23 protein-coding genes are annotated in these 24,794 nt (G+C 68.3%); 11 read left to right on the top strand and 12 right to left on the bottom strand.

The genetic code is table 11. The annotated features are described in order from the left end of the window. Window positions 1-27: 27 nt before the first annotated feature. The 3 genes from ACFWU9_RS08970 to ACFWU9_RS08960 form a co-directional block, all read right to left on the bottom strand. Window positions 28-1,047 (bottom strand): glycoside hydrolase family 6 protein, encoded by a 1,020-nt coding sequence (locus ACFWU9_RS08970; protein WP_384315828.1) that lies wholly within the window; start codon window positions 1,045-1,047, stop codon window positions 28-30. Between the two features lie 182 nt (window positions 1,048-1,229). Beyond that, on the bottom strand, window positions 1,230-1,922 hold the full coding sequence (locus ACFWU9_RS08965) for a class F sortase (RefSeq protein WP_384315826.1): 693 nt from the start codon (window positions 1,920-1,922) through the stop codon (window positions 1,230-1,232). 19 nt (window positions 1,923-1,941) lie between these two features. Then, on the bottom strand, window positions 1,942-2,193 hold the full coding sequence (locus ACFWU9_RS08960; protein WP_384315824.1) for a hypothetical protein: 252 nt from the start codon (window positions 2,191-2,193) through the stop codon (window positions 1,942-1,944). On the opposite strand from ACFWU9_RS08960, the gene ACFWU9_RS08955 reads away from it, so the two are divergent. Next, a complete protein-coding gene (locus tag ACFWU9_RS08955) occupies window positions 2,183-3,445 on the top strand; it encodes a Sec7 domain-containing protein (RefSeq protein WP_384315823.1) in 1,263 nt (420 codons plus the stop codon). The genes ACFWU9_RS08960 and ACFWU9_RS08955 overlap by 11 nt on opposite strands. Window positions 3,446-3,470: 25 nt before the next feature. Here ACFWU9_RS08955 and ACFWU9_RS08950 read toward each other — a convergent pair whose 3' ends face one another. The 4 genes from ACFWU9_RS08950 to ACFWU9_RS08935 all read right to left on the bottom strand — a co-directional run bounded on the left by ACFWU9_RS08950 (window position 3,471) and on the right by ACFWU9_RS08935 (window position 7,973). Further along, window positions 3,471-4,250, bottom strand: coding sequence for an HAD-IIA family hydrolase (locus ACFWU9_RS08950; protein WP_384315821.1), 780 nt, complete (start codon window positions 4,248-4,250; stop codon window positions 3,471-3,473). 116 nt (window positions 4,251-4,366) lie between these two features. Then, on the bottom strand, window positions 4,367-5,455 hold the full coding sequence (locus tag ACFWU9_RS08945; protein WP_384315819.1) for a 2-aminoethylphosphonate ABC transporter substrate-binding protein: 1,089 nt from the start codon (window positions 5,453-5,455) through the stop codon (window positions 4,367-4,369). A gap of 260 nt (window positions 5,456-5,715) precedes the next feature. After that, window positions 5,716-6,717, bottom strand: coding sequence for a hypothetical protein (locus ACFWU9_RS08940; protein WP_384315817.1), 1,002 nt, complete (start codon window positions 6,715-6,717; stop codon window positions 5,716-5,718). 167 nt (window positions 6,718-6,884) lie between these two features. Then, complete coding sequence (locus ACFWU9_RS08935) at window positions 6,885-7,973, bottom strand: ROK family protein (protein ID WP_384315958.1); 1,089 nt, start codon at window positions 7,971-7,973, stop codon at window positions 6,885-6,887. A 296-nt stretch (window positions 7,974-8,269) separates the two neighbouring features. On the opposite strand from ACFWU9_RS08935, the gene ACFWU9_RS08930 reads away from it, so the two are divergent. Continuing rightward, the gene (locus ACFWU9_RS08930; RefSeq protein ID WP_384315956.1) at window positions 8,270-9,370 is read left to right on the top strand and encodes a Gfo/Idh/MocA family oxidoreductase; all 1,101 of its coding nucleotides are present in this window, start codon (window positions 8,270-8,272) and stop codon (window positions 9,368-9,370) included. Then, the gene (locus tag ACFWU9_RS08925) at window positions 9,367-9,855 is read left to right on the top strand and encodes a heme-degrading domain-containing protein (RefSeq protein WP_384315815.1); all 489 of its coding nucleotides are present in this window, start codon (window positions 9,367-9,369) and stop codon (window positions 9,853-9,855) included. Before ACFWU9_RS08930 ends, ACFWU9_RS08925 begins: the two co-directional genes overlap by 4 nt. Before the next feature lie 129 nt (window positions 9,856-9,984). On the opposite strand, the gene ACFWU9_RS08920 is transcribed toward ACFWU9_RS08925, so the two are convergent. The 5 genes from ACFWU9_RS08920 to ACFWU9_RS08900 all read right to left on the bottom strand — a co-directional run bounded on the left by ACFWU9_RS08920 (window position 9,985) and on the right by ACFWU9_RS08900 (window position 13,636). Further along, window positions 9,985-10,587 carry a disulfide bond formation protein DsbA gene (locus tag ACFWU9_RS08920; protein ID WP_384315813.1) on the bottom strand — a complete coding sequence of 201 codons (603 nt, stop codon included), beginning with the start codon at window positions 10,585-10,587 and terminating at the stop codon, window positions 9,985-9,987. A gap of 47 nt (window positions 10,588-10,634) precedes the next feature. Then, on the bottom strand, window positions 10,635-11,492 hold the full coding sequence (locus tag ACFWU9_RS08915; RefSeq protein WP_384315812.1) for a fumarylacetoacetate hydrolase family protein: 858 nt from the start codon (window positions 11,490-11,492) through the stop codon (window positions 10,635-10,637). A 168-nt stretch (window positions 11,493-11,660) separates the two neighbouring features. Next, on the bottom strand, window positions 11,661-12,425 hold the full coding sequence (locus ACFWU9_RS08910) for a YidC/Oxa1 family membrane protein insertase (RefSeq protein ID WP_384315810.1): 765 nt from the start codon (window positions 12,423-12,425) through the stop codon (window positions 11,661-11,663). A gap of 246 nt (window positions 12,426-12,671) precedes the next feature. Continuing rightward, window positions 12,672-12,992, bottom strand: a complete 321-nt coding sequence (locus ACFWU9_RS08905) for a DUF6412 domain-containing protein (RefSeq protein ID WP_384315808.1) — start codon at window positions 12,990-12,992, stop codon at window positions 12,672-12,674. A 113-nt stretch (window positions 12,993-13,105) separates the two neighbouring features. Then, the gene (locus tag ACFWU9_RS08900) at window positions 13,106-13,636 is read right to left on the bottom strand and encodes a winged helix-turn-helix transcriptional regulator (protein ID WP_384315806.1); all 531 of its coding nucleotides are present in this window, start codon (window positions 13,634-13,636) and stop codon (window positions 13,106-13,108) included. 151 nt (window positions 13,637-13,787) lie between these two features. Between ACFWU9_RS08900 and ACFWU9_RS08895 the strand changes: the two genes are divergently transcribed. The 8 genes from ACFWU9_RS08895 (at window position 13,788) to ACFWU9_RS08860 (ending at window position 24,775) form a co-directional block, all read left to right on the top strand. Continuing rightward, window positions 13,788-15,233 (top strand): MFS transporter, encoded by a 1,446-nt coding sequence (locus tag ACFWU9_RS08895; RefSeq protein WP_384315804.1) that lies wholly within the window; start codon window positions 13,788-13,790, stop codon window positions 15,231-15,233. Window positions 15,234-15,307: 74 nt separating this feature from the next. After that, window positions 15,308-16,306 (top strand): SEC-C metal-binding domain-containing protein, encoded by a 999-nt coding sequence (locus tag ACFWU9_RS08890; protein ID WP_384315802.1) that lies wholly within the window; start codon window positions 15,308-15,310, stop codon window positions 16,304-16,306. 97 nt (window positions 16,307-16,403) lie between these two features. Next, window positions 16,404-16,850 carry a very short patch repair endonuclease gene (locus ACFWU9_RS08885; RefSeq protein WP_384315800.1) on the top strand — a complete coding sequence of 149 codons (447 nt, stop codon included), beginning with the start codon at window positions 16,404-16,406 and terminating at the stop codon, window positions 16,848-16,850. A 102-nt stretch (window positions 16,851-16,952) separates the two neighbouring features. Then, window positions 16,953-18,488, top strand: a complete 1,536-nt coding sequence (locus ACFWU9_RS08880; protein ID WP_384315798.1) for an ATP-binding protein — start codon at window positions 16,953-16,955, stop codon at window positions 18,486-18,488. Further along, entirely contained in the window at window positions 18,481-19,452 is a 972-nt protein-coding gene (locus ACFWU9_RS08875; protein WP_384315796.1) for a PD-(D/E)XK motif protein, read from the top strand. Before ACFWU9_RS08880 ends, ACFWU9_RS08875 begins: the two co-directional genes overlap by 8 nt. A 14-nt stretch (window positions 19,453-19,466) precedes the next feature. Further along, window positions 19,467-22,394, top strand: coding sequence for a Z1 domain-containing protein (locus ACFWU9_RS08870; protein WP_384315794.1), 2,928 nt, complete (start codon window positions 19,467-19,469; stop codon window positions 22,392-22,394). A gap of 41 nt (window positions 22,395-22,435) precedes the next feature. Then, window positions 22,436-23,437 carry a DNA cytosine methyltransferase gene (locus ACFWU9_RS08865; protein ID WP_384315792.1) on the top strand — a complete coding sequence of 334 codons (1,002 nt, stop codon included), beginning with the start codon at window positions 22,436-22,438 and terminating at the stop codon, window positions 23,435-23,437. A gap of 90 nt (window positions 23,438-23,527) precedes the next feature. Then, on the top strand, window positions 23,528-24,775 hold the full coding sequence (locus ACFWU9_RS08860) for a DNA cytosine methyltransferase (RefSeq protein WP_384315790.1): 1,248 nt from the start codon (window positions 23,528-23,530) through the stop codon (window positions 24,773-24,775). The last annotated feature ends 19 nt before the right edge of the window (window positions 24,776-24,794 follow it).

The following is a 24,794-nucleotide window of genomic DNA, read 5'->3' as shown; positions in this document are numbered from 1 at the left end:
CGTTCCCGCGTGCGCGAGGCGAGACGTCTACCTGGCGTTGCGCGCCAGCTCCAGCGCGTACTCCGGATACCACTCGCCGGCCTTGGGCCCGCCCTTGCAGTCGCCGTCCGACTCCCCCGGGCGCTTGACCCACAGATACGCCTTCACCAGCGGATCGCCCGTCTTCGTGGTCGGCGGCTCGCCGAGCGCGCGGCCGGGCGGGTTGCACCAGTTCTCGGCGGGATCGCCCTCCGTGTAAGGGCCGTTGCCATTACGGCTGGTGTCGATCACGAACGGCTTGCCGCCGACCTTCGCCGACAGCTTCTTGCCGAACTCCTGGCTCATGTCGGTCGGGAAGAAGTTGGAGACGTTGACCGAGAAACCGTCCGCCTTGTCGACGCCCGCCCGCTGGAGCGGCTCGAAGAGCGCGTCGGGCGACTGCCAGCCGGCGTTGCCCGCGTCCAGATAGACCGTGGTGGCCGGCTGCTGCTTGAGCCGTTCGACGGCACCCTTCAGCAGATCGAACCGCTCCTCGTGGAACTCCTGGGGCGTACACCCGTCCACCAGATGCAGCAGCGCGTCCGGCTCCAGGACCACCGTGGCCCGCCGGTCGCCGATGCCCTTGGCGACCTTGTCGACCCACTCCCGGTACGCGTTGCCGTCGGAGGCGCCGCCCTTGGAGAACTGGCCGCAGTCGCGGTGCGGCACGTTGTAGAGGACCAGCAGCGCGTCCCGGTCGGCCTTGGCGGCGGCCTCGGTGAAACCGCGGGCCTCCTCCTCGGGGTTGTCCGGGCCGATCCACTCGCCGACGGGCTGCGCGGCGATCTTCTTGATCAGGGCGGCGTTCTTGTCGTCGCCGTCCTTGGTGTAGTCGGCGACCTGCTTGGCCGCGTTGCCGTCGGGGTTGACCCAGTACGGATCCGTCGCCTTCGGCTGCTGGCTCGTCGCCGGGTTCTTCTCGCCCTTGTCCTCATCGCCGGACGAGCAGCCCCCGACGAGCAGAGCCGCTCCCGTGGCGGCCGCACACGCCGTCACTCGAAGACTGCGACCGGAATTACTGCCGTACATCCACTCCCCCTCGGTGCCCGTTCGTCGGAGCCGCCCCCCAGGCGCCTCGTTGCTGCCCTGCCTGCCGCCTGCCTGCCCGAACAAGCCCGGTCGAATCCATCCTGGCACACGGGCCGGGGCCGTAACGGAGCCCGATCGCCTTCGTGTGCGAGCTGTGACAGCGGGGTGGAGATGACGCCGGATCAGCCATGGCGGGGGGCCTCTTTCACATCGGTGAGGTACGCCGAGACGACCACGTTCGCCGTGTACGTACGGGTCTCGCGGTCGAAGGTCCCGCCGCAGGTGATCAGCCGCAGCTCCGCGCGGTCCGGCTGGTGGGGGCCGTACACCTTCCGCGCGTCGAACTTCTCCCGGGTGTAGACCCGTACGTCGTCGATGGTGAACTCCGCGATCGAACCGTCGGTCCGGGTGACCCGGATCTTCTCGCCGGGCCGGGTCGCGCTCAGGTCGTAGAAGACGGCGGGCTCGGTCCGGGTGTCGACATGCCCGACGAAGAGCGCGGTGCCCGTGGCGCCGGGCCGGGCGCCGCCGCCGTACCAGCCGACAGTCTCCGGGAGTTCGTACGGCGGCGGCTCGACCGCCCCCGTGGAGTCGAGGCCGCGGGGGACGACGGGCGCCTCTATCCCGACGGAGGGAACCTCGATACGGCGCGGTTCCGCCGGCTGTCGCGGATCGCGGGCGGGCGGCGGGCGCCCCTCCATCGGGCGGCCGACGGCGGCGACGTCGCCGGTCATCGGCGACGAGGCGCCTACGATGCCGTCGTGGCCCCAGCCCCAGAGGCCGAGGAGCAGCACGGCCCAGGCGACGCCGGCCAGCAGCCGGCCCGATCCCGCCGGGCGGTCGGCGGTGGCTGGGTTGTGCGCCTTGTCACCCATGTCGGCCCTCCCCGCCGTCTCAGTCCGAGTCCCGTGCGGCGGAACGCCTCCGGCGCGCGCTGCGGATCGCGACGGCCACGGCGGCGGCACCGGCGAGGACGAGCCCGATCACGGTGTGGGGGGTGCTGGGGCCCGCCTCGTCCCCGGCCAGCGCGGTGGTGGTCCGACCGCCGCCACCGGCCCGCACGGGTGCGACGGGCGAGGCATGCGGGTCGCTGGGGCGGGGGTGCGCGGGGTAGGCGACGTGGGAGTCCCGGCCGTTGGTCTGCACGGGAGCGGGCGACGACGGAGCGGCGGCCGCCTCCGGCGCGGTCTCCGACGTGGCGGACGGCTTGCCCGAGGCGTTCGTGGCCGGTTCCCGCTTGGGCTCGGACCTGACCAACGCGTTCGAAGACGACTTGGCGGACGCCTTCGCGGACGCTTTGGCGGACCCCTCCGCCGAAGGCTTGCCCGAAGCCTTCGCGGACGGCTTCCGCTGCGACTCGGACCTGGCCAACGCGTTCGAAGACGACTTGGCGGACGCCTTCGCCGAAGGCTTCACAGACGGCTTGCCCGAAGCCTTCGGGGAAGCCTTCGCGGTCGCCTTGCTCGAAGCCTTCGTAGAAGGCTTCTGCTTCGGCTCGGACTTGGCGGACGCCTTCAGAGACGGCTTGCTGGAAGGCTTCATCGACGCCTTACCGGACGCCTTCGCCGAAGGCTTCACGGACGCCTTGCCCGAAGCCTTCGTAGACGGCTTCTGCTTCGCCTCGGACTTGGCCGACGCCTTCGGAGACGCCTTGCTGGAAGTCTTCGTGGAAGCCTTCGCCGAAGGCTTCACGGACGGCTTCCGCTTCGGCTCAGGCTTGGCCGACGCCTTCGCTGATGCCTGCTGGGAAGCCTTCGCGGTCGCCTTGCTCGAAGCCTTCGTAGAAGGCTTTTGCTTCGGCTCGGACTTGGCCGATGCCTTCGCCGACGCCTTCTGGGAAGCCTTCACGGACGCCTTCCCCGAAGGCTTCGCCGACGCCTTGGGGGAAGCCTTCGCCGAAGGCTTCGCGGACGGCTTACCCGAAGCCTTCGGCTTCGCCTCGCGGTCCACCTTGAAGACCGCCGCACCGAGATGCTCGTGCCCGTCGCACCAGACGTCCGCCTTGTACTTGCCGTCCTTCGCCGACGACTTGATCTTCGCCTCGCCGAGCAGCGTCGGCTTCCGGTCGTCGCCCTTGCGGGCCGCGAGCTCGGAGTCCGCGACGAAGACGTCGGACCTGGCCGCCACCGCGCGGGGGCTCGCACAGCCCGTGACCTTGATCCGCACCTCACCGCCGGGCCGGACGGGGGCCGGCGTCACCGTCGCGTTCACGGAGTCGTGGGCATCAGCGGCGGTGGTGCCTATGACGGAGACCGCCACCAGGGCGACCACCAGCCCGGCGGCACGGAGAGCGAGCAAGCCTGAACGCATCGTGAACCTCCTGATGAAGGAAGCCTCACGCGTTCAGCCGGATCCCGCATCCGCAAGCGGCCCCAGAAAGCCCGACACACCGCCGTGACCAGCGATTATTCAGTCAGATCCGGTCAGATCAGATCCACCAGATCGGCGATGGAGTCGACGATCGTGGAGGGCCTGAACGGATACCGGTCGATGTCCTCCGGCTTTGTCAGACCGGTCAGCACCAGGAACGTCTCCATCCCCGCCTCCAGCCCGGCCAGGACATCCGTGTCCATCCGGTCGCCGATCATCGCGCTGGTCTCGGAGTGCGCCCCGATGGCGTTCAGCCCGGTGCGCATCATCAGCGGGTTCGGCTTGCCCGCGAAGTACGGCGCCTTGCCGGTCGCCTTGGTGATCAGCGCGGCGACGGAACCGGCGGCGGGCAGCGGCCCCTCCGCCGACGGGCCCGTCTCGTCGGGGTTGGTGCAGATGAAGCGCGCGCCGTCGTTGATCAGCCGGATCGCCTTGGTGAGGGATTCGAAGCTGTACGTACGGGTCTCACCGAGCACCACGTAGTCCGGTTCCTGGTCGGTGAGGATGTAGCCGATGTCGTGCAGCGCCGTAGTCAGACCGGCTTCGCCGATGACGTACGCCGTGCCGCCGGGACGCTGGGCGGCGAGGAACTTGGCGGTCGCCAGCGCGGACGTCCAGATGTTGTCCACGGGCACGGCCAGCCCCATCCGGGCGAGCCGGGCCTGGAGGTCGCGCGGGGTGTAGATGGAGTTGTTCGTGAGGACGAGGAAGGGCTTGCCCGACTCCCTCAGGCGCTTGATGAAGTCTCCGGCCCCGGGGATGGGGATGCCTTCGTGAACGAGGACACCGTCCATGTCGGTGAGCCAGGAATCGATCGGCTTGCGCTCTGACATGTGACGGACTCCTGCCGTACGCAGTGTGCTGGTGGCGCCGGGGCACTGCTCCGTACCGCTCGGCGCCCCCAGCCTAATCAGCTTCCGATGATCTTGGCTCTCGGAGGGCGCGGCCGTCAGTGTCCGGTCGCTTCCTTCCAGGAGTCCACGTATCCGTCGAGGCTCGGCTCGATGCGCTGCCAGTTGGGCTCGAAGAGCGTGACGCCGTCGATGACCCCGGCCAGCTCGATCGCGTTCTCGTCGGTCGGTCTGACGTCCGTACGAGCGGGGAAGCCGCCGCCGATACCGCTGACCTGCTTCTGCGCCTTCTCGGTGAGCATGTATTCGAGCAGCTTCTTGCCGTTGCCGCTGTGCGGGGCGTCCTCCATCAGACCCGCCCCGTAGTACATGGCGAAGGTGGTCGGCTTGCCGCCCTCTTTCGCCGGGAACCAGATCCCGAGGTTCGCCATGCTCTTGGACTGCTCGAAGTTCGTCTGGACGTCACCGTTCGCGACGAGGATCTCGCCCTTGTCCACCTTGGCCGCGAGCTTGAAGGTGGAGGGGGTGGGGCCGACGTTGTTCTCTTCGAGCTTCGCCAGGTAGTCCATCGCCGGCTTCTCCCCGCCGAAGTCCTGCATCGCCTTGATGAGCAGGCCCGTGCCGTCGCCGGCGACCCCCGGGGTGGAGTACTGGATCTTGTCCTTGTACTTGGAGTCCAGCAGCTCCTCCCAGGTGGCCGGAGGGTCCGTCAGTTCCTTCTTGTTGTATATGAAGCCGAAGTAGTTGTTGACGACCGACGTCCACCGGTTGTCCGCCGACTTCACCGAACCGTGCACCTTGTCGGAGCCCTTCGGGTCGTACGACGCCAACAGCCCCTTCCTCTCGGCATGTTGGATGTAGGGCGGCAGGACGATGAGCAGGTCGGCTCTGGTGTCGTCCTTCTCGCGCAGCGCCCGGTCCACCATCTCGCCGGAACCGGCCTCCTGGTACTTCACCTTGATTCCGGTGTCCTTCTCGAAGTCGGCGAAGACCTGGTCGTACCAGCCGTCGTTCTTCACACCCTTGAGCCCGTCCGCGCTGTAGACGGTGACGACCTTGTCCTCTGCGGCACCCGAGCCGCCGCAGCCGGTGAGGGACGCGGTGAGGACGAGGCTGCCGGCGACGGCGGTGAGGGGGGTGCGCAGGGCGCGGGAAGCGTGGAAGGCGCGGGAGTTGTTGCGGGACATGCGGCTCGTATCTCCTAGCGGGAGGTGGCTCGGGGTGGAGCCGGGCGGCGTCCCGTACTGCTGTGCACCGACACGCCCGCTCACCACCCCGTAGATCACATACGGACCCGCGGAAATGACGATATCGAGGGCCACGCACGCGACTTCATGGGTCGCGGGGGTGACCGGACTCCAGAATCGCTTCGTTCAGGCCCAGGACGTCGACGAGATTACCGCTCGCGGGGCCGCATGGCTCCGTGCGTGCCAGGATCGAGACACCGTCAGGAGCGGTTACGCGCGTGGCGGAGCGCGAGCAGCAGGGCGAGACCGGAGAGCAGGAGCAGTACGGCGCCGATCGCGGGCCCGAGGACGGAGCCGGAACCGGTGTCGGCGAGGGCGCCGATACCGAGGGGGAGCGAGGGATTCGATCCCTGCTTCTCGGAGTTGGGGGCGGTGGGGGCGGGGGTGCGGCCCGGGTCGCCGCCGTCGCGGTGGTTGTCGGGGCGGGTGTCCGGCGCGGTGCTGCGGGTACCGGAGCCGGTCCCGGTGTCCGGGTCCCCGTCGTTGCCGGTGCGGGTGTCCCTTTCGGAGTCCGTGACCGCGTCCCCGGCCGCGCCGCCCACGGAGAAGCGGTAGTCGTTCGACTCCCCCACCCAGTCGCCGTCACCGCCGCGCCGCTGCACCGTCGCCGCGTTCGCCACGATCCTGTTGGAGCCGGCCGCCGCCGTGAAGGCCAGCCGCGCCCGTACGGTGACGGTCTCCTGGCCCGGGACGGCGAAGCCCGAGAAGCCGCCTTCGAGGACGGCGATCATCTCGTCCTCGTCCGACTTCTCCAGTGACATGGTCCGCCACCGGCCCTTGTCGTCGGCGAGTTGGAGCCGGACCTGCTTCTTGGTGAGGGAGCGCTGACGGTCGCTGAGAACGATGACCGGGTGGATGTTGTGGCAGGCCTCGTCGGTGCCGTTGGTGAGATCGATGGACCAGATGCGCGGCGGGCCGCCCGGACGGTACTCGTCGGGGCCGCCGTGGATGCGGGCCCCGATGGGGAAGTCCGGGTCGGACGCCTTGCCGCAGCTGGGCTGGCGGTCGGCCCCGGGGCCGTCGGCCGACTCGTCGCCCACCTCCGACACGGACGTCCTCACGGACCCGCTCACGGACCCGGTCGCGGTCGCGGTCGTCGCGGGCAGCACCGTCGGCACGATCGTGCCGAGGGTGACGCCGACAGCTCCGACGGCGCCGATGACTCCGGTGACGAGGGCGGGGCGCAGTCGCGTGGATCGCATGGGGGGACCTTTGCTGATCGCGAAGCGGTGGGGACGGGCATGGACGTGGGAGAACTCCGACGCTGCCACGGCCCGGCCGCCGTACCCGGGAGCCACACCCCTTCACGGTCAGAAAATCGCACAAATGCACCCCAACAGCCCTACGCCGAGGCGTCGGCGGCGGGAGCTCAGGGACGCCCTCGGCCGAAGACCCGGGCGTGCCCGAACACCGGCGCGAGGACCAGCTGCGCCGCCCCCTCCGCGACCGCGTGCGCGCCGCCGCATGCCATCGCCACCGGTACGAAGGGGCCACGCGCCCGCTCTTCGAGTACGGCTCCGACTCCCGTGACGAACTGCTCCTCGGCGGCGGCCACGGCGCGCCCACCGAGCAGCACCCGGTCGATGTCGAGCAGCCCGACCAGATTCGCGGCTCCCGCGCCCAGCACCCGCGCGGCCTCCGCGAGGTCGCCGCGCGCCACCGCGGACATGCACAGGGCCTCGATACAGCCACGGTTCCCGCAGTCGCACGGCGGCCCGTCGAGCTGGATGACCTGGTGCCCGAACTCGCCCGCGCCGGTGCGGTCGCCCCGGTGGAGGGCGCCGCAGAGTACGAGGCCGGCGCCCAGCCCCGTACCGAGATGGAGATAGGCGAACGAGTCGCCGGGCCCGCTCAGCGCGATGCCGAGCGCGGCGGCGTTCGTGTCCTTGTCGAGGACGACGGGCAGACCGAGGCGGGCGGCGAGCGCGTCGCGCAGCGGGAAGCCCTCCCACTGGGGGAAGCCGGTGACGCGGTGGGGCACGCCCGTGGTGTGGTCGAGCGGGCCGGGCATGGCGACCCCGACGCCCAGCGGTCCGCCGGGGCTGTCTCCGGCGACGCCGGGGCCCCCGGGTGCGACCGCGCGCGCCGCCCCGGCGGCCTCCGCCCGTACCGACTCCACCTGCCGCGCCGCGATCTCCACGACCTCGGCCGCCCCGGCGCCCAGATCGAACGGCACCGTGCGGGCGGCGACGGGGGTGCCCGCCAGGTCGACCACCACGGCCGTCAGCTCGTCGCGGTCCAGATGCAGGCCGACGGCGTGCGCGGCGGAGGGGACCAGACGGAGCACGGTCCGCGGTTTGCCGCCGGTGGAGGCGCGTTGGCCCGCCCCGGCCGCCAAGCCCTCCGTACGGAGCCTGGCCGTGATCTTGCTGACCGCCTGCGGGGTGAGTCCGGTGGACTCCGCGAGCTCCAGCCGGCTGATGCCGCCCTCACCCGCCGTACGGAGCAGGTCGAGCACCAGCGCGGAGTTGTGGCTGCGCAGCGACGGCAGATTCGCGCCGGTGTGCGCGCCCGGGTTCACGCCGGTGTGCGGGCTCGCGTTCGCGCCCGTACGCATGCCGCTCACCGCCGGTACGTCCTCCGGTACGTCTTCCGGTGCCTCTGCCGACACCTCTTCCGCTGCCTCTTCGACCGCGCCGTCGTCGCCCGTGCCGTCATCGCGCCTACCGCCGCCGAGGCCGGCGTCACTGTTGCCCACGGTGTCATTGTGACGCGCGCTTGCACTATGGCAACACCGTTGCTTAAGTGGAACTCATGACTGGCACCGGTACGCCTCTGCGCGTCGCACTCGTGGGCTACGGCCTCGCGGGCTCCGTCTTCCATGCCCCGCTGATCTCCACGACCGACGACCTCGTCCTCGACACGGTCGTCACCTCGAATCCCGAGCGGCAGGCGCAGACGCGCGCCGAGTTCCCCGACGTCCGCTTCGCGGCGTCACCGGACGAACTCTGGGACCGGGCCGACGAACTGGACCTGGTCGTGATCGCGTCGCCGAACAAGACGCACGTCCCGATCGCGACGGCCGCGCTGAAGGCGGGCATCGCGGTGGTCGTGGACAAGCCGCTCGCCGGCACCGCCGCCGAGGCGCGCGATCTGGCGGCTCTCGCCGATGAGCGCGGTCTGCTGCTCTCCGTCTTCCAGAACCGCCGCTGGGACAACGACTTCCTCACCCTCGGCCGGCTCATCGCGGGCGGCGAACTGGGCGACGTACAGCGCTTCGAGTCGCGCTTCGAGCGGTGGCGGCCGGAGACCAAGGGCGGCTGGCGCGAGTCGGGAGCACCGGAAGAGATCGGAGGGCTGCTCTACGATCTGGGCAGCCATGTGGTGGACCAGGCGCTGGTCCTGTTCGGTCCGGTGGCGTCGGTGTACGCCGAGTCCGACATACGGCGGCCCGGTGCCGCGGCGGACGACGACACGTTCATCGCGCTCACCCACACGAACGGTGTCCGCTCGCATCTGTACGTGAGCGCCACCACCGCCCAACTCGGCCCCCGCTTCCGGGTGCTGGGCTCGAAGGCGGGCTATGTGAAGTACGGCCTGGACCCCCAGGAGGCCGACCTGCGCGACGGCAAGCGGCCCAACTCTCAGGAAATGGCCGGAAACTGGGGTGTGGAGCCCGAGTCGCTGTGGGGCCGGATCGGCGCCGGTGAGTCCCCGGCGACCGGTGGCGGGCACCCGGTGGAGAGCACGCCCGGCGACTATCCCGCGTTCTACGCCGCTGTCGCACGGGCACTGCGCGAGGGTACGGCGCCGCCGGTGACCGCCCACGAGGCGGCCGCGGCGCTGGACGTCCTGGAGGCCGCCCGGCGCTCAGCGCGCGAGGGTGTCACGGTCACGATCGGAGCCTCGTCATGACGGCGGACCAGGGCCGCGCCCTGCCGACGGTGGACGAACTGGAGGCGCAGGAGGCCCGGTTGGTCCTGCCCCGCTTCTCGTACGACGACGCCTGGGCGCTCGGCAGCCTCCTCGCCGAGCTGTCGCGCGAGCGCGAGGCGCCGGTCGCGATCGACATCCGGCGGGGCACCCAGCAGTTGTTCCACTGCGCGCTGCCGGGCTCGTCGGCGGACAACGACGCCTGGATCGACCGCAAGCGGAGGGTCGTGGAGCGGTACGGGTCGAGTTCGTTCCTGGTCGGTACCCGATTCCGCGCCAAGGGCAGCACGTTCGAGGACTCCTCGCGGCTGGACCCCGATCTGTACGCGGCCCACGGCGGCTCGTTCCCGATCGCGGTCGAGGGCACGGGAGTCGTCGGCACGGTGACGGTCTCGGGCCTCCCGCAGGAGGAGGACCACGCGCTCGTGGTGGAGGCCCTGGAGTGGCTGCTGGGGCGGATGTCGTAGTCCGCCGGGCCGCGTGCACGGTGCGCGGTAGGCCGTCGGGCCGCGTGTACGGCGCGGTAGTCCGCCCGGCCGCTTGTACAGCGCCGTAAGCCTGGGGCCGTACGGCGCTGGGCGCGCCCCGGAGTTCCGTCAGGTCTTGATCTCGCGGAACTCCGGGACGCTCGCGACGAGCAGCGTGCCGTCCCACAGACGCAGCGCGTCCTCGGGGTCCGGCGTCTCGCTGATGACGGGGCCGAAGAACGCGTGCCTGGCTCCGGAGGGGTGGGTGACGGCCAGGATCGGCGTGCCCACCTCCCCGACGACCAGGCTCATCGCCTCCTGGTGCGAGGCGCGCAGCGCCCGGTCGTGGTCGGTGGTGAAGCCCGCCAGGGCCAGTTCCGCAGGCAGCCCGGCGGCGCCCAGGGCCTCACCGATGTCACGTATCCACTCGCGCCGCCCGCCGTCCGGCGCGGTCCACAGCGCGTCGTAGAACCTGCCGAGCGCCTCGTGCCCGTGCAGCGTCCGGATCGCGACGCAGACGCGCGCCGGAATCCAGAGATAGCCCTCCTCGTCGCCCTCGGGGTCGACGTCCTTGCCCTCGTTCAGTACGGAGAGGCTCATCACCCGCCACCGGATGTCGATCGGTCGCCGCTCGGCGACGGTGACGATCCATGACGCGGTGATACGGCTGAGAGGACAGGCGGGGTCGAACCAGAAGTCCACGGTCCAACGGTCCCGGTCGCCCGTGGCCATCGAAACGCTCCTCCCGTCGGTCCGACCCCTCCGCGTCCTGCCGCGGCCTACGCGTCCTTCAACTCCTGGCGCTGCCGCCCCAGTCCGCCGATCTCCAACTCGACGACGTCACCGGCCCGCAGGTACGGCTTCGGATCGGGCTGCCCGAGCGCCACACCCGCCGGCGTACCGGTGTTGATGACATCGCCCGGGTAGAGCGTCATGAACTGGCTGACGTAGCGCACCACTTCGGCCACCGGGAAGATCTGCTCGGCCGTCGTGCCGTCCTGCTTCAGCTCACCGTTGACGGACAGCTTGAGCGAGAGCGCCTGCGGGTCCGGGACCTCGTCGGCCGTCACGAGCCAGGGGCCGAGCGGGTTGAACGTCTCGCAGTTCTTGCCCTTGTCCCACTGGCCGCCGCGCTCGATCTGGAACTCGCGCTCCGACACGTCGTGCGAGACGGCGTAGCCCGCGACATGCGCCAGGGCCTCCTCGTGGGACTCCAAATAACGGGCGGTGCGGCCGATGACGACGGCCAGCTCCACCTCCCAGTCCGTCTTGACGCTCTTGCGCGGTACGAGGACGGTGTCCTCCGGGCCGACCACCGTGTCCGCGGCCTTGAAGAAGATGATCGGCTCGGACGGGATGTCCGCACCGGTCTCGCGCGCGTGGTCGTGGTAGTTCAGCCCGATGCACACGATCTTGCCGATCCGGCCGACCGGCGGCCCGGTGCGCAGTCCGTCGGGGTCGACGACGGGTAGCTCGCCGGAGGCGGCGGCGGCCCGTACCCGGTCGAGCGCGGCCTCGTCGGCGAGCAGCGCGCCGTCGATGTCCGTGACCAGTCCGGACAGGTCCCGCAGGGTCCCGTCCTGGTCGAGCAGCGCCGGGCGCTCCGCACCCGCCGTACCGACACGCAGCAGCTTCATGGTCTGTTCTCCCTCTGGTCGAGCGGATCGACCTGGTCGAGCGGGGGTCCCACCGACGGGTTGCGGCCATCGGGGTGTTGGCTGATCGTCCAAGACATCGGATCACTCCGCAAGACCCCGTTCACACCCTGGACCGCGCCGACGCGACGCCCGGCGCCCCGCGCGGGGTCACGTGGCGGGGGCGAGCGCGCCGGCCGCCGGGGCGTCCCGGTAGAGGAAGACCCGTTCGACCGCGGTCCACGTGGTGCTCGTCACGACGTACAGCGCGGCGGCCAGCGGCACCACACCCACCGTGAGGAGCGTCGCGAAGGACATCAGCGGCATCAGCTTGGTCATCGCGCCCATGCCGGGCATCCGCTGCCCGTCGTCGCCCACGGCCGGCATCGGCATGGCGGCCATCTGCCGCTTCGTACGGCGGTAGTTGAAGGTGGCGACGGCCAGGACGACCGCGAAGAGGGCGACGTACACCAGCCCCGCTCCCCCGAGGATCCCGCCGTCGGCGAGCGCGTCCTTCCAGCGGTCGCCGAGCGGCGCGGCGCCGAGGGAGTGGCCGAGCAGTTCGTTCGCTTTGCCACCGATCTCACGGCTGGAGAACAGGTGGTACATCAGGAAGAACGCGGGCAGCTGGAGCAGGCTCGGCAGACAGCCGGAGAGCGGCGAGACCTTCTCCTTCGCGTGCAGATCCATGATCGCCTTCTGGAGGCGCTCGGGGTTCTTGCGGTGCTTCTTGCGCAGCTCGGCGATCTGCGGCGCGAGCCTGGTGCGGGCCTTCTGGCCCCGGGCCGCCGCCCGGGAGAGCGGGTGGACGGCGAGCCGTACGCAGGCGGTGAAGAGGATGATCGCCACCGCGGTCGCGCCGCCGTGGAAGAGCGGTTCGAGCAGATCGGCGAAGTGCCCGACCAGGGAGGCGAAGCCGGAGAGGAAGACGGACATGGGTGAGCCCTCCGAGGGTCTCGTCGTGCCGGATGGGATGCGCGGCGCCGGAGGTACGGCACGGCGCGGCTCGGCATGACGGCCCGCGTGGGGTGGCTCGCTCAAGGGTGTTCCCCGGCGCTTCGGCAGCGCTTCAGCGGCGCTTCTCGGCAGCGCTTCTCGGCAGTGCTGGAGCCGTGCTCGGGGAGCGGGCGGACTTCAGCGGTGCTGCTGCTCAGCGGTGGGTGGGGAAGCGGCGAACCGGCCCTACGCGGTCGTCAGGACGGGACGCCCTGGAGCTCGGGGCCTGGTGCGGCCCCGTGCGTCGGGATCTCGCTGGGGCAGGAAGGCCGTCCGCTGCTCGCGGTCGCGGATCGCCGTACGGACCCGGGTGGGCGGTACGGCGGGGGCGCACCGGGCCGAGATGGCCGCGGAGGCGGCGAACGCGGTGGCCGCCGCCGCGGTGGCTGCGAGGGCGACGGCGGCGGAGAGGCTGCCGGCGTCGAGGAGCAGGACCTGGAGAAGGGCGACGAGCAGGAAGAACACCGGGGCGGCGGGGCGCGGTGGCCGCGCTACGCGACGGATCATGGCCTGCCCCTTCCTGCTGTCGTGTCCCCGGTGCCCGGCGCCCGGTCCGGGCGTCGTGCCGGAGCGTCATGGCCCGGGGGGTGTGTCGGGCCGCGTTCGAGGCCCTCCAGCCGTTATACACGATCCGTTTCGATGGGCTGAAGCAGACGGCGGGGTCCGAGCATGGCCCGGCTCACCGGATTGTCGGGGTCCGGATCGAGCCCGGGGCCCGGCAGCACCTCCACATCGCGCGGGGGTACGAAGGAGCCGCAGGCCGGGCACTCGCCGTAGGAGCCCAGTTCCGTACCGCAGGCGGCGTGGGTGTAGACGCGCATGGGGAGGACGCCGTCGATGTGCTCGCGGCCCCAGAGTCCGAGGGAGCGCACGACGGGCCAGAGGGCGATGCCGCGCTCGGTCATGACGTACTCGTCGCGCGGCGGCGACTGCTGATAGCGCCGCTTCTCCAGGATGCCGGCCTGTTCCAGGTTCTTGAGGCGGGTGGCGAGGACGGCGCGGGGCACGCCGAGGTGGGTGAGGAAGTCGTTGTAGCGGCGGACTCCGTAGAAGGCGTCGCGTACGACGAGCAGCGTCCAGCGCTCGCCGACGATCTCCAGCGCGCGGGCGATCGAGCACTGCTGGGTGGAGTAGTCCTTCCCGAGGGCCATGGCGCCACCTTAACAAGACCAAGGTTCAATGAATGAACTCATCATGCTACGGTTCGGCACACACTTAGGTTCATTCACCGAACCTGCTGCTGAACCTGCCGTCGAGTCTTCCGTCGCCCTCTTCAACGAGCCTGAAAGGTGCCGCCTCGCCATGCCCCCGACGCCCGCGTCCGCGAGTTCTGCCACCTCGACCACGCCCTCCGTCTCCCCCTCCGGCTCCGCTGCCCCGGCCCGTGGCCGGGCGCCGGGCCGCTCCGGCCCCCGCCCCGCCGCCACCCTCGCGGTGACCAGCGCCGCCACGACCGTCGCGCTCATGAACTACACGGTCCCGATGCTCGCGCTGCCGGATCTGGCCGCCGACTTCGGCACCGCGATATCCGCGCAGGCCTGGCTCCTCAACGGCGCCCCGCTCGGTCTCGCGGCCCTGTTGCTCGTCGCGGGCAGCCTCGCCGACGACTTCGGCAGGCGTCGGCTCTTCCTCGCCGGGACCCTCGGCCTCGCGCTCACGACCGCCCTCGGCGCGCTGGCCGGCTCCACCCTCACCTTCACCCTCGCCCGGATCGCCCAGGGCGCCTCCAGCGCCGCGATCATCGCCAGCAGCCTCGGCCTCCTCGTACACGCCTTCCCGCCCGGCCCGGCCCGCGTCAGGGCGACCGGCGTCTGGGGAGCCTTCGTGAGCGCGGGGATCGCCACCGGTCCGCTGCTGGCCGGCGTGCTCGGCTCGTACGGCTGGCAGGTGCCGTACGCCGTCCTCGCCGCCACCGCCCTCGTCGTCGCGGTCTTCGCCCTCCGTACGCTCACCGAGTCCCGCGCCCCGCGCGGCGGACGGCCCGACCTGGTGGGCGCCGTCGTACTCGCCCTTGCCATGACCTCGCTCGTCAGCGCGCTCACTCTGGGGCGCGACGGATGGCTGCGTACGCCGGTGATCCTGCTGCTGGTGGCCGCCGCCGTACTGACCGGTGTCTTCGCCGCCGTCGAGCGGCGCGGTGGCGCGCCGCTGATCGACCCCGGGCTGCCGGGGCGGCGGCCGTTCCAGGCGGCCACGGCGGGGGCGCTGTTCACGGGGCTCGCGGTGATCGGGCTCTTCAGCTATCTGCCCTCGCTGCTCCAGCGCACGCTCGGCATCTCCCCGATGGGCGCGGCGGGCCTGTTCGTGCTCTGGTCGGGCACGGCCTTCCTGGTCGCCCTCCAGACCCGCCGTATCGCCCACCGCGTGAGCGCCCGCCACCAACTGGCGCTGGGCTTCCTCCTGCACGCGGCCGGCGTCCTGTCGATGCTGGGCGCGGTGGGCGCGGGGTCCTGGGTACGGCTCGTGCCCGGGCTCGTCGTCGCGGGGGTGGGCAGCGGCCTGCTCAACGCCGCGCTGCCACGGCTGTCCGTCGAATCCGTTCCCCAGGAGCGTGCGGCGATGGGTTCGGGCGCGAACAACACGGTCCGCTACATCGGCTCGGCGGCCGGCGTCGCGCTGATGATCGCGGTGGCGACCTCGGCGGGCACCCCGCAGCAGGGCACGGACCTGGTGATCGTGGTGTCCGCGGCGGCGACGGTGCTGGGGGCGGCGGTCCTGCTGGCGCTGCGGCACGACTCCCCGCGGTGACGACCGGTGACGCCCCGTTCCCGTACCACGAACACCCTCCGCCCCGACCGGCCTACAGCAGTACCGTGTGGACCATGCGCCCCGACATCCCTGCCGACCACACCACCGAAGCCGAGCGCCTGCTGCGCACGGCGGCCCGGTACCCCGAGGATCGTGAGCCCCTGCTCCTCCAGGCAGCCGCCCATCTGGAACTGGCCGACGCCCGCGACCGCGCCACCGGCCTCTACGACGACCTCCTCAGCGGCGACCCGGACCACCCCCACCTGGTGAAGGCGCTGAAAGCGGCGAACCTGTGGGAGTACGGGCACGAGGCCGAGGCCCGCGCGATCATCGAGGGCCTGCGCATCGCCGAACCGCTGGAGCCCGCTCCCTGGGAGATCGTCGCGGAGACGCTGGAGGCCCACGACGAACTCGAAGCGGCCCACGACTCCTACACCACGGCCCTGAACCTGCTGCTGACCCCCGGCGAGGAAGTCCCCTACTCGGCCGGGTCCCTCCTCCTCGGCCGCCACCGTCTGCGCCGCCTGCTGGGCCTGGAGCACGACGACTGGGACGCCCTGGGCGACCAGGTGAACAAGACGGCCGTCCCCCTCGACGAACTCCACGACCCCAAACGCCTCTGGGCCCTCGGCTCCGACAACCCGGCCGAACTCCAGGCCGAGATCGCCCGCCTGCGCGCCGAACTGGGCTCGTACCGCTCGGCGCTCTCCCGCCCGTTCCCGGTCGCGGTCCTCCACTGGCCGGCCGCGGAACTGGCCGAACTCCTCGCGGCGTACCCGAACCTGCGCACCGAGTACCCCTCCCGCAAGACGCACCTCGCCCAACTGGAGTCCTCCCTCCGCGAACTGGCCTCCACGGGCACTCCGAACCTGGGCATCGTGACCGGCACGGTCCCCTCCTACGAGGCCTTCGCCGCCTCGGAGTCGGCCTCCCCCTCGGACCCGAACCTGCTCCCCCAGTACGCCACCACCCTGGCAGCCCGCGGCCGCGCCACGGCCTGGCCCCCGGCCCGCAACGCCACATGCTGGTGCGGCTCGGGGGACCCGTACAGGGAGTGCCACGGGGCGGATTAGTCCGGAGGGCCCGCGGATGAGGGAACGTATCCACAGCGGCATCGCGTACGGCCTGACTCCGTGCCTCGCACCACGAGTCGGCCGGCACAATGCCGGGATGCCCAAAGTCGTTCCCTCGTCCGCCACTGTCTCGGCCCGTATGAGCCGCCAGGCCTCTCGCGACACAGCCCCGGAGGTGGCGGTGCGCAAGATCCTCCACGCGGCCGGGTTGCGCTACCGCGTGAACGTGCCCGTCCCGGGCATGCCTCGTCGGACGATCGACATCGTCTTCGGCCCGGCCAAGATCGCAGTCTTCCTCGATGGTTGCTTCTGGCACGGCTGCCCCGAGCACGCGACCAGCCCCAAGTCCAACGCCGAATGGTGGCGCGCGAAGTTGGACAAGAACATCGCACGCGATCGCGAGACGACGGAGCACCTGGAAGCCCAGGGGTGGACGGTCCTGCGATTCTGGGAGCACGAGGACCCGGAGGACATTTCACAAGCGGTCGCCCGGACCAAGGAGGCGACCTCGCCGCCACATGGACCATCGACAAGCGGAGCGTGATTCTCCCCGCACTCCTCGTTAGGGGTTTCCACACCCACTGTCAGCCCCAACCGCTACGGTCACTAATCATCGTATTAGTTGCAGGTTCTCCGAGGCGAGGAAATGACCCACGACTGGAAGTTCGACGTCCCCACCGTGGGGAGCAAGCGCCTGCCGCCCGACGCGAGATACATGGAGGCGCTCAGCAGCCAGGGGTACGGCTTCGAGATCGCCATCGCCGACCTGGTCGACAACTCAATCGACGCCGGGGCGAAGGATGTCGTCATCCACTTCCTCCGTGACGGCGATCAGCTCGTCAGCCTCCTCGTCGTCGACGACGGCCGGGGCATGAACGAGACAGCCTTGGACGTCGCGATGACCGTGGGCGGAAGACGCGACTACGCCGTCGACGCGCTCGGGATGTTCGGTACAGGCCTCAAGTCCGCCTCGCTCAGCCACGCCTCCGCCGTCACCGTGGTCAGCACCACCAAACGCACTCGCACAGCAGGCCGACGTTGGATGATGGAGCGCGCCCTCTCAGGATTCCACTGCGACATCGTCGATCCCCACTACGCCCAGACATTGATCGATCGGTACGACAACAAGCGCCCGATCGAGTGGCAGGGCACCGTGGTTCGGTGGGACAGTGTCAAGGATTTCCCCAAGCATGGGGGCGGAGGCCAGACCGACCGTTACCTCCACAGGACGATCAACAAGTTGGGCCTTCACCTCGGCCTCCATCTGCACCGATTCCTGGCCCGCGACGACTTCAACATCACCATCGCCGTGGAAGACGTGCGGTCCGGAACGATCTACATGAATTTCGGCGTCGAACCTCTCAACCCCTTCGGCTATCCGGTCTCGGGCCATCCCGACTACCCCCGTAGGTTCACGGCGTCCCTGCCCTCGTTCGGTGACATCACCTTGGACGCTCACGTCTGGACACCCAAGTCGAATCTCGACGAGTACAAAGCCGTCGGTTCGGTCATGGAGCGTCAGGGCTTCTACTTCTACCGGCACAACCGGCTCGTCCAGGCAGGCGGTTGGAACACGTTCCGTCAGGCCGAACAGCATCTTTCATTGGCACGCGTCGCCGTCGATCTCCCGGATTCCCCCGGTGATGCTTTTCGTCTCACCGTGAAGAAATCCGGCGTCGAGGCATCCCCGGAGTTCGCCTCCGCGCTCGAATCGGCGACAGACGGCAATGGACTCACCTTCCTCGACTACCTGACATCGAGCGACACGGCCTATCGGGATGCCCGTAAACGCGCCGGCACGGCGCGCAAGCCGGTCCTGCCCCCTGGGGAGGGCCTCGATCGCGCCGTACTCGAAACGATCGTGGAGGAACTTCCGATCATTCCGCACGAGGACGGCATCGCACTCCGCTGGCAACGACTCGACAACGAGCTCTTTTTCGAGGTCGATCGGCCAACTCGTTCGATCGTCCTCAATCAGCACTACCGAGCAGCGATTCTGGGCGGTCGCGGCGGTGGACCCAATGACGCACCCTTGATCAAGTCCCTGATGTACGTGCTGCTGCACGACGTGTTCGAGAAGGAGTACAGCGGCAGCCGAGAGCGGGACAACCTGCAGCTCTGGCAGTCGATCCTCGTCTCGGCGGCGCGGGCCGAGCTCGGCAGAGTGGGAGAGCATGACTGACGAGCCGTTCGTTCCATGGCGTTCCGTCGAGTACTACCTCGGTGAAAATCAGGCGACATCCTACCGTTTGTCCGCACCCTCGGCTCATCCCGAGGTCTCCTATGTGGTTGGCGGCAACGACGAAATCGCCCTCTACGTGGAGCTGGACAACCGCCACAAGCCCCCGACATCGCCTCTACCACTGATCCGCATCGATCAGATCTCCGAGCGCGGCATGCGTATGGCTCGCATCAGAACCACTCAAGCCGCGCTCGTCCGTGACTTCCACGATCTCTTGAACGCCGTGGCCGACCGGATCGTCACCCACCAACGCACGTTGGATCAGGCCTTCGGCGAAACAGTAAGAGCCTGGAGCGCTCTCCTGGAACGTCCGAGGGGCATCGGAACGCAGAAACGTATCGGTCTGCTCGGTGAGCTCTCCGCCCTTGCCTCCATCGCCCACGCTCATGACTGGTCTGCCGCCGTGCGGGCCTGGAAAGGCGCGTACGGCGAAGAACACGACTTCGGGCTCGTGGACTTCGATCTCGAAGTGAAAACTACCGCTTCCGAGCAACGCAGCCACACTGTTCACGGTCTCGGTCAATTGACACCGACCGGTGATCGCCCCCTGTGGCTTCTCTCCCTGCAGGTCACCCGAGGTGGCGCCCAAGGACGTTCGCTACGGGACGCCGTTCACGCCGTACGCCACGAGATCACGGAGCAGGCTCCGTCGACTCTCGATCTTTTCGACGCGCGACTCTCCGCATCGGGTTGGGATCCGGAACCGCAGGACGACGAGCGCTGGCATATGCGCAACGATCCCGTCCTGATCGCGGTCGACGACCGACTACCGCGTCTCGATATGAGAACGGTGCCGGCGCACGTGCTGGATCGGGTGCGTGATGTGACGTACACACTCGATGTGAGTGGCCTTCCGCAGTCGGCCGAATTCCCAATTGAACTTCACGAGATCCGCATCCCGTAAGCCGAGGAATGATGATGAACAGCTCCGAACTGCTGCGGCTCACCCTGCATACGTCGGCCCTTGCCGGGATGGACAGCCGACCCAAGAATCTCCTCCGCGCCTTGAAGTATCAATCCGAGGAGGAGGGGCCGGAGGCCGCACTGCTAGCCACCGAGGCCGACTTCTTCGAGACTCTCAATGCCGCCCATGCCACGGACCAGTTCGTGGAACTGTGGCGCAAACAGCTGACGCAGTGGGACTACTCGGAGAACCCCACATGGTCGGAGACCGAGCCCCGCACAGAGGAACGCCGAGAATCCGTCCTGACACTTCTGGGGCTGGCCGAAGCAACAGGGAAGATCCTCAATTCTCTGATCCCCGTCCCAAAGGAAACGGGACCGGTTGTCATCAGCGAGACCTTCAAACCCTGGTACACATCCCAGTCGCAGCAGGGCCGTAGTTGGTACTGGCCCGCATACCGTCAACTCCTCTCCGAGAAAGGCTGGTCCGAAACGGCGGTCGCAAGCCTGGACGCGGCTTCCGATCGCGTCGTGGAGCGCCTGGCCGATCCAACGGCTCGCAACGCCTACCAGTCCAAGGGTCTGGTTGTCGGATACGTCCAGTCGGGGAAAACCGCCAACTTCACCGGCGTCATCGCCAAGGCAGTGGATTCGGGGTACCGCCTGGTGATCGTCCTCGGCGGCACCCTCAACCTCCTGAGGGCACAGACGCAGCGCAGGTTGGACATGGAGCTCGTCGGTCGCGAGAACATCCTGCGCGGCGCTTCGGAGTACGAATCCGACTACGCCGACGACCCGGCATGGCCCCAGGGTAAATTTCTGTCCCACGGCGGCCTTCCCTCCGCCCTGGGTGGTTTCGACATCGTCCGTATGACTACACGGGACAACGACTACAAGAGTCTGCTCCAGGGAATCGTGGCGCTGGAATTCGAGAAACAGGAACCCGCGCTCCCTCTGCACGACCCGCGCAATCTCCACCGTTCATCCGCCCGCTTGATGGTGGTCAAGAAGAACAAGACCGTGCTCGGGAAACTCGTCAAAGATCTCAACAAGATCAAGACACCGCTCTCCGAGATTCCGGTTCTGATCATCGACGACGAATCCGACGAAGCATCGGTCAACACCGCGAATCCCAATAAGCAGGACTCGGAACGCACCGCGATCAACGACAAGATCTCGGAGTTGCTCCGCCTTCTCCCCCGCGCCCAGTACGTCGGCTACACAGCGACACCGTTCGCGAACGTCTTCATCGACCCCAGCGACGCCGAGGACATCTTCCCCAAGGACTTCATCGTCTCCCTGCCTCGGCCCGACGGGTACATGGGTGTCCAGGACTTCCACGACCTGGACTCACCGATCCCACTGGATGACCGCAACTTCGCCAACTCCAATGAGAAGGCTCATGTCCGCGACATCCACCTGGAATCGGAGGAGGACGACGCCGCCCTTCAGCAGGCAATGGACATGTTCGTGCTCACCGCGGCCATGAAGCTCTACCGCGAGAGCAACGGGCTGGGTGACCGCTACTTCCAGCACCACACCATGCTGATCCACGAGTCGGTTCGTACGGCCGATCACCGCGCGCTGCGCGGCCGAGTCCACAAAATGTGGTGGTCCGCCGGTTACACCGGTCCGAATGGTCACGCCCGATTGCGCGACCTCTTCGAGAAGGACGTCGCTCCGGTCTCGCGCGTTCGAGCCGACGGTTTCCCCGTGCCGGCCTCCTACGCGGATCTTTCGCCGTACGTCGGCGCCGCGGCCATCCGTATCGGCGGCGACGATCAACCGATCGTCGTGGTCAACGGCGACACGGACATCGAAAACGGCGAAGCGGACTTCGACAAGCGGCCTCTCTGGAAAATCCTCATCGGCGGCCAGAAGCTCGCTCGCGGCTTCACTGTCGAAGGCCTGACTGTCACGTACTACCGCCGCCGCACCAACAATGCCTCCACTCTGATGCAGATGGGACGGTGGTTCGGCTTCCGCAAGGGATACCAGGATCTGGTGCGCCTCTACCTGGGTCGGGAGGAGACAATGGGCCCGCGGGACATCGACCTGTACGAAGCCTTCGAGGCAATCTGCCGCGACGAAGAGAGTTTCCGGGACCAGTTGCAGCAGTACTCGGCCCTGATCGACGGCGAGTCCCAGGTCACGCCGGCTCAGGTGCCTCCCCTCGTGTCGCAGCACCTGGCCTGGCTCCGACCCGCGAGTACCAACAAAATGTACAACTCCCGCCTGGTGGAGATTCATTCACCGGGCAAGTGGGAGGAACCGACCGCGTACCCCTCCGGAGCGCCAGCCCTGCGCCACAACACTCAGTTGTGGTCGCCGGTCCTGGAGTCGTTGTCGAGCGAACCGAGTTCGTTCGCCTACCACTTCGACGACGAGGCGGCGACACACCACCGGTTTGACGCCCTCTCCGGAAGAATCTCCTCCGACGAACTCCTGTCCCTGCTACGAACGCTCAAATGGGATGCCGCCGGGAGGTTCGACCCCCATCTCACCTACCTCGAAGACATCACTCTCGCCTCGCCGGCCAAGGTGGACGACTGGGTCGTCCTGGCCCCTCAGCACTCTTCCATGAACAAACGACTTCCCATGGGTGCTTCCTCACGGGCCTTCTCCTGGTTCGGTCGCCGGCGCCGACGTGGTGACGTCTTCGGCGCCATCAGCGAGCCCAAGCATCGCGCGGTCGCCCTGCGCATCGCCGGCGCGTTGCCCCACGGAGGAAACACGACAACCGAGCAGTACGTCGCGGAACGTCGTGGAGTGGTATCCCTCTACCCGGTGGTGGAACCTGAGCACAGGGCCGAATTCGAAACGTCTGGCCGAATGGATCCGAGCCGGGTTGTGATGGCGTTCACCTTTGTGGCTCCGGCGACCGCACGAAGTCGTGACGGGAAGGTGGTTCGATTCACTACGATCGATTCCAAGGACGCATGAGATTCGGGGCACTCAGTTCACGCTGTCGGCATTGGGGGGACATGCACGAGCACGGACCACGTTTCACCGCGATCGAGTTGTGTGCCGGGGTCGGGGGCCAAGCACTGGGCCTCGAACGCGCCGGATTCGATGTCGTGGCCGCAGTCGACATCGACCCGGACACCTGCTCCACCCTCGCTCGCAACCGCCCTGGGTGGTATACGGTCCGGGATGATGTCAAGCAAATGGAACCGGTGAACCACGACCCCCTCAATTCTGCCGATGTTCTGAGCTGTGGTCTCCCTCGGTCTCCCTACAGCATTGCCGGAAAGCAGCTCGCCACGGACGACCGTCGTGACACTCTTCGGGCAACGCTCGACATGGCCGCCTACATCAGGCCGCGAGTTCTCGTCATCGAGAACATCCCCACCTTTCTCCGTGCCGCGAGGTTCGAGTCCGCTCGAGCCTCAGTTCGGGAGGCGGTCGAAGACCTGGGGTACGAAATGGTGTCATCCACACTGACAGCGACCGATTTCGGCGTGCCCCAGCGCAGGAAACACGGGTTCATCGTCGCCATGCACCCCGACGACCTCAGTCACTTCACCTGGCCCACCCCCGCCTGCAAGCGCTGCCCAACTCTCGGAGACACCCTTTACGAGTCGATGGCCTCGGCAGGGTGGCCGGAGGCGGCCGACTGGGCTGCCGAAGCTTCGGAGCCCGCCCCATTGATCATGGGTGGCGCCACCGGTCGAGGGGGCGCCGATCTCGGAGCCACACGTTCGAAGGCGCTTTGGGCCCGTTGGGGCATCTACGGCGGAAGTATCGGCAACTCAGTACCGGGACCCGACTTCCGCCGGAACTTCGACATCGAGCCTCGTTACGGGCTACCAAAGATCACGGTTGACCAGGTAGCACTGCTCCAAGGCTTCCCCACCGATTGGGAGATCGTGGGTGGGAAGACGTCGGCGTACCGACAGATCAGTCAGACCACCCCTCCTCCTGTGGCCGCTGCACTGGGTCGACAGATCATGACGGCCCTACGACGGTCCGCTGGTAGAGTCTGAGGACTGGGTGAGGTTCCCAAGTGCCGCTCGACGAAGCTTGTACGGTGGGACAGGTCCAATAGATCATCTTGGCAAGTAGACTCACGCACCATGGTGACCACCTCGACCAGCAACGCCTCGGCAGCGACACAGGCCGACCCCACGATCAAGGTGGTTGACCTGTTCTCGGGCGCCGGCGGATTCTCCGCAGGCTTTCGCGCCTACGAGCCCGCCGGCCCGGGATCGTCACCGTTCGAATCGGTGGCAGCCGTTGAATTTGACGAAGCGGCTGCGGCAACCTACGCGGAAAATTTTGGCTCCGCGCACGTCGCCAACATCGATATCAGCAACTGGGACGCGAGCTCCTATGCGGGGTGTGTCGACGTCATCATGGGTGGTCCTCCGTGCCAGGGTTTTTCGGCGCTCAACAGGGACAACCTCGCGAAGAAGCCTCCGAAGGCCGACGATCCTCGGAACCTGCTGTGGCGCGAGTACATGCGTGCCGTTACCACGATCAAGCCGAAGATCTTTGTCCTGGAAAACGTCGATCGCTTTTTTAGATCTCAGGAGTTTGCAGACCTCAGGGCATCGACCAAAGACGGGGGTGACCTCGAAAACTACACGTTGAGCCACAAAATCCTCAATGCTGCGGATTACGGCGTCCCCCAGGCACGAAGGCGGGCGATTGTCATTGCAACCCGCAAAGACCTGGGAGCAGCCCTGGAGCATCCAGCCCCCACGCACGCCCGGGACGTCAGCGCGGTACAGCCCACTCTTGACGGCAGCACCATCGAGAATGGCAGTATCCAACCCTGGTTGGCGGTCGGCGATGCGGTCTTCTCACTTACACAGGAGACCACGAGCAGGATCAACCTGCCGGAACGCACGGACAAGCCCTTGGGCGTTGTCCTGCCTGGGCCTTACAAGACCACCGAACTTCACATCGGACGAAATCCGACGCCCCTGTCACTGGCGAGATACAGGGCAATCAGCTCTGGTGGCAACCGCCACGATCTCAGGGGGCAATTCGCCACGGTGCTCGGCAAAAGGACATATCTCTCCACGGAGAGCTGGGACAAACATAATTCCGGTTCCGGTGACGTGATGGGCCGAATGCACAAGGATCGCCCGTCTGTCACCATCCGCACCGAGTTCTACAAACCCGAAAAGGGTCGCTACCTCCACCCGGTCGCGGACCGTCCCATTACCCACTACGAAGCAGCCCTTATTCAGGGATTTCCTGCCGACTTCAAATGGTTTGGCAGCAAGGTGCAAATTGCCCGCCAGATCGGTAACGCCGTTCCGGTCGGCCTGGGCCGGGCGCTCGCCCAGGCCATTCATGAGCGGCTGCGTAGCTGAATCGAAGCTTGCCGGCCCG

Origin of the sequence: Streptomyces sp. NPDC058653, assembly GCF_042716895.1 — a bacterium.
Taxonomy (GTDB): Bacteria; Actinomycetota; Actinomycetes; order Streptomycetales; family Streptomycetaceae; genus Streptomyces.
This window is presented reverse-complemented; position numbering and strand designations above follow the sequence as displayed.

Coding starts and splice junctions, on each gene's coding strand:
- ACFWU9_RS08970 (WP_384315828.1), bottom strand. CDS start 1,047: ATGTACGGCAGTAATTCCGGTCGCAGTCTTCGAGTGACGGCGTGTGCG.
- ACFWU9_RS08965 (WP_384315826.1), bottom strand. CDS start 1,922: ATGGGTGACAAGGCGCACAACCCAGCCACCGCCGACCGCCCGGCGGGA.
- ACFWU9_RS08950 (WP_384315821.1), bottom strand. CDS start 4,250: ATGTCAGAGCGCAAGCCGATCGATTCCTGGCTCACCGACATGGACGGT.
- ACFWU9_RS08945 (WP_384315819.1), bottom strand. CDS start 5,455: ATGTCCCGCAACAACTCCCGCGCCTTCCACGCTTCCCGCGCCCTGCGC.
- ACFWU9_RS08940 (WP_384315817.1), bottom strand. CDS start 6,717: ATGCGATCCACGCGACTGCGCCCCGCCCTCGTCACCGGAGTCATCGGC.
- ACFWU9_RS08930 (WP_384315956.1), top strand. CDS start 8,270: ATGACTGGCACCGGTACGCCTCTGCGCGTCGCACTCGTGGGCTACGGC.
- ACFWU9_RS08925 (WP_384315815.1), top strand. CDS start 9,367: ATGACGGCGGACCAGGGCCGCGCCCTGCCGACGGTGGACGAACTGGAG.
- ACFWU9_RS08920 (WP_384315813.1), bottom strand. CDS start 10,587: ATGGCCACGGGCGACCGGGACCGTTGGACCGTGGACTTCTGGTTCGAC.
- ACFWU9_RS08915 (WP_384315812.1), bottom strand. CDS start 11,492: ATGAAGCTGCTGCGTGTCGGTACGGCGGGTGCGGAGCGCCCGGCGCTG.
- ACFWU9_RS08910 (WP_384315810.1), bottom strand. CDS start 12,425: ATGTCCGTCTTCCTCTCCGGCTTCGCCTCCCTGGTCGGGCACTTCGCC.
- ACFWU9_RS08905 (WP_384315808.1), bottom strand. CDS start 12,992: ATGATCCGTCGCGTAGCGCGGCCACCGCGCCCCGCCGCCCCGGTGTTC.
- ACFWU9_RS08900 (WP_384315806.1), bottom strand. CDS start 13,636: ATGGCCCTCGGGAAGGACTACTCCACCCAGCAGTGCTCGATCGCCCGC.
- ACFWU9_RS08895 (WP_384315804.1), top strand. CDS start 13,788: ATGCCCCCGACGCCCGCGTCCGCGAGTTCTGCCACCTCGACCACGCCC.
- ACFWU9_RS08890 (WP_384315802.1), top strand. CDS start 15,308: ATGCGCCCCGACATCCCTGCCGACCACACCACCGAAGCCGAGCGCCTG.
- ACFWU9_RS08885 (WP_384315800.1), top strand. CDS start 16,404: ATGCCCAAAGTCGTTCCCTCGTCCGCCACTGTCTCGGCCCGTATGAGC.
- ACFWU9_RS08880 (WP_384315798.1), top strand. CDS start 16,953: ATGACCCACGACTGGAAGTTCGACGTCCCCACCGTGGGGAGCAAGCGC.
- ACFWU9_RS08875 (WP_384315796.1), top strand. CDS start 18,481: ATGACTGACGAGCCGTTCGTTCCATGGCGTTCCGTCGAGTACTACCTC.
- ACFWU9_RS08870 (WP_384315794.1), top strand. CDS start 19,467: ATGAACAGCTCCGAACTGCTGCGGCTCACCCTGCATACGTCGGCCCTT.
- ACFWU9_RS08865 (WP_384315792.1), top strand. CDS start 22,436: ATGCACGAGCACGGACCACGTTTCACCGCGATCGAGTTGTGTGCCGGG.
- ACFWU9_RS08860 (WP_384315790.1), top strand. CDS start 23,528: ATGGTGACCACCTCGACCAGCAACGCCTCGGCAGCGACACAGGCCGAC.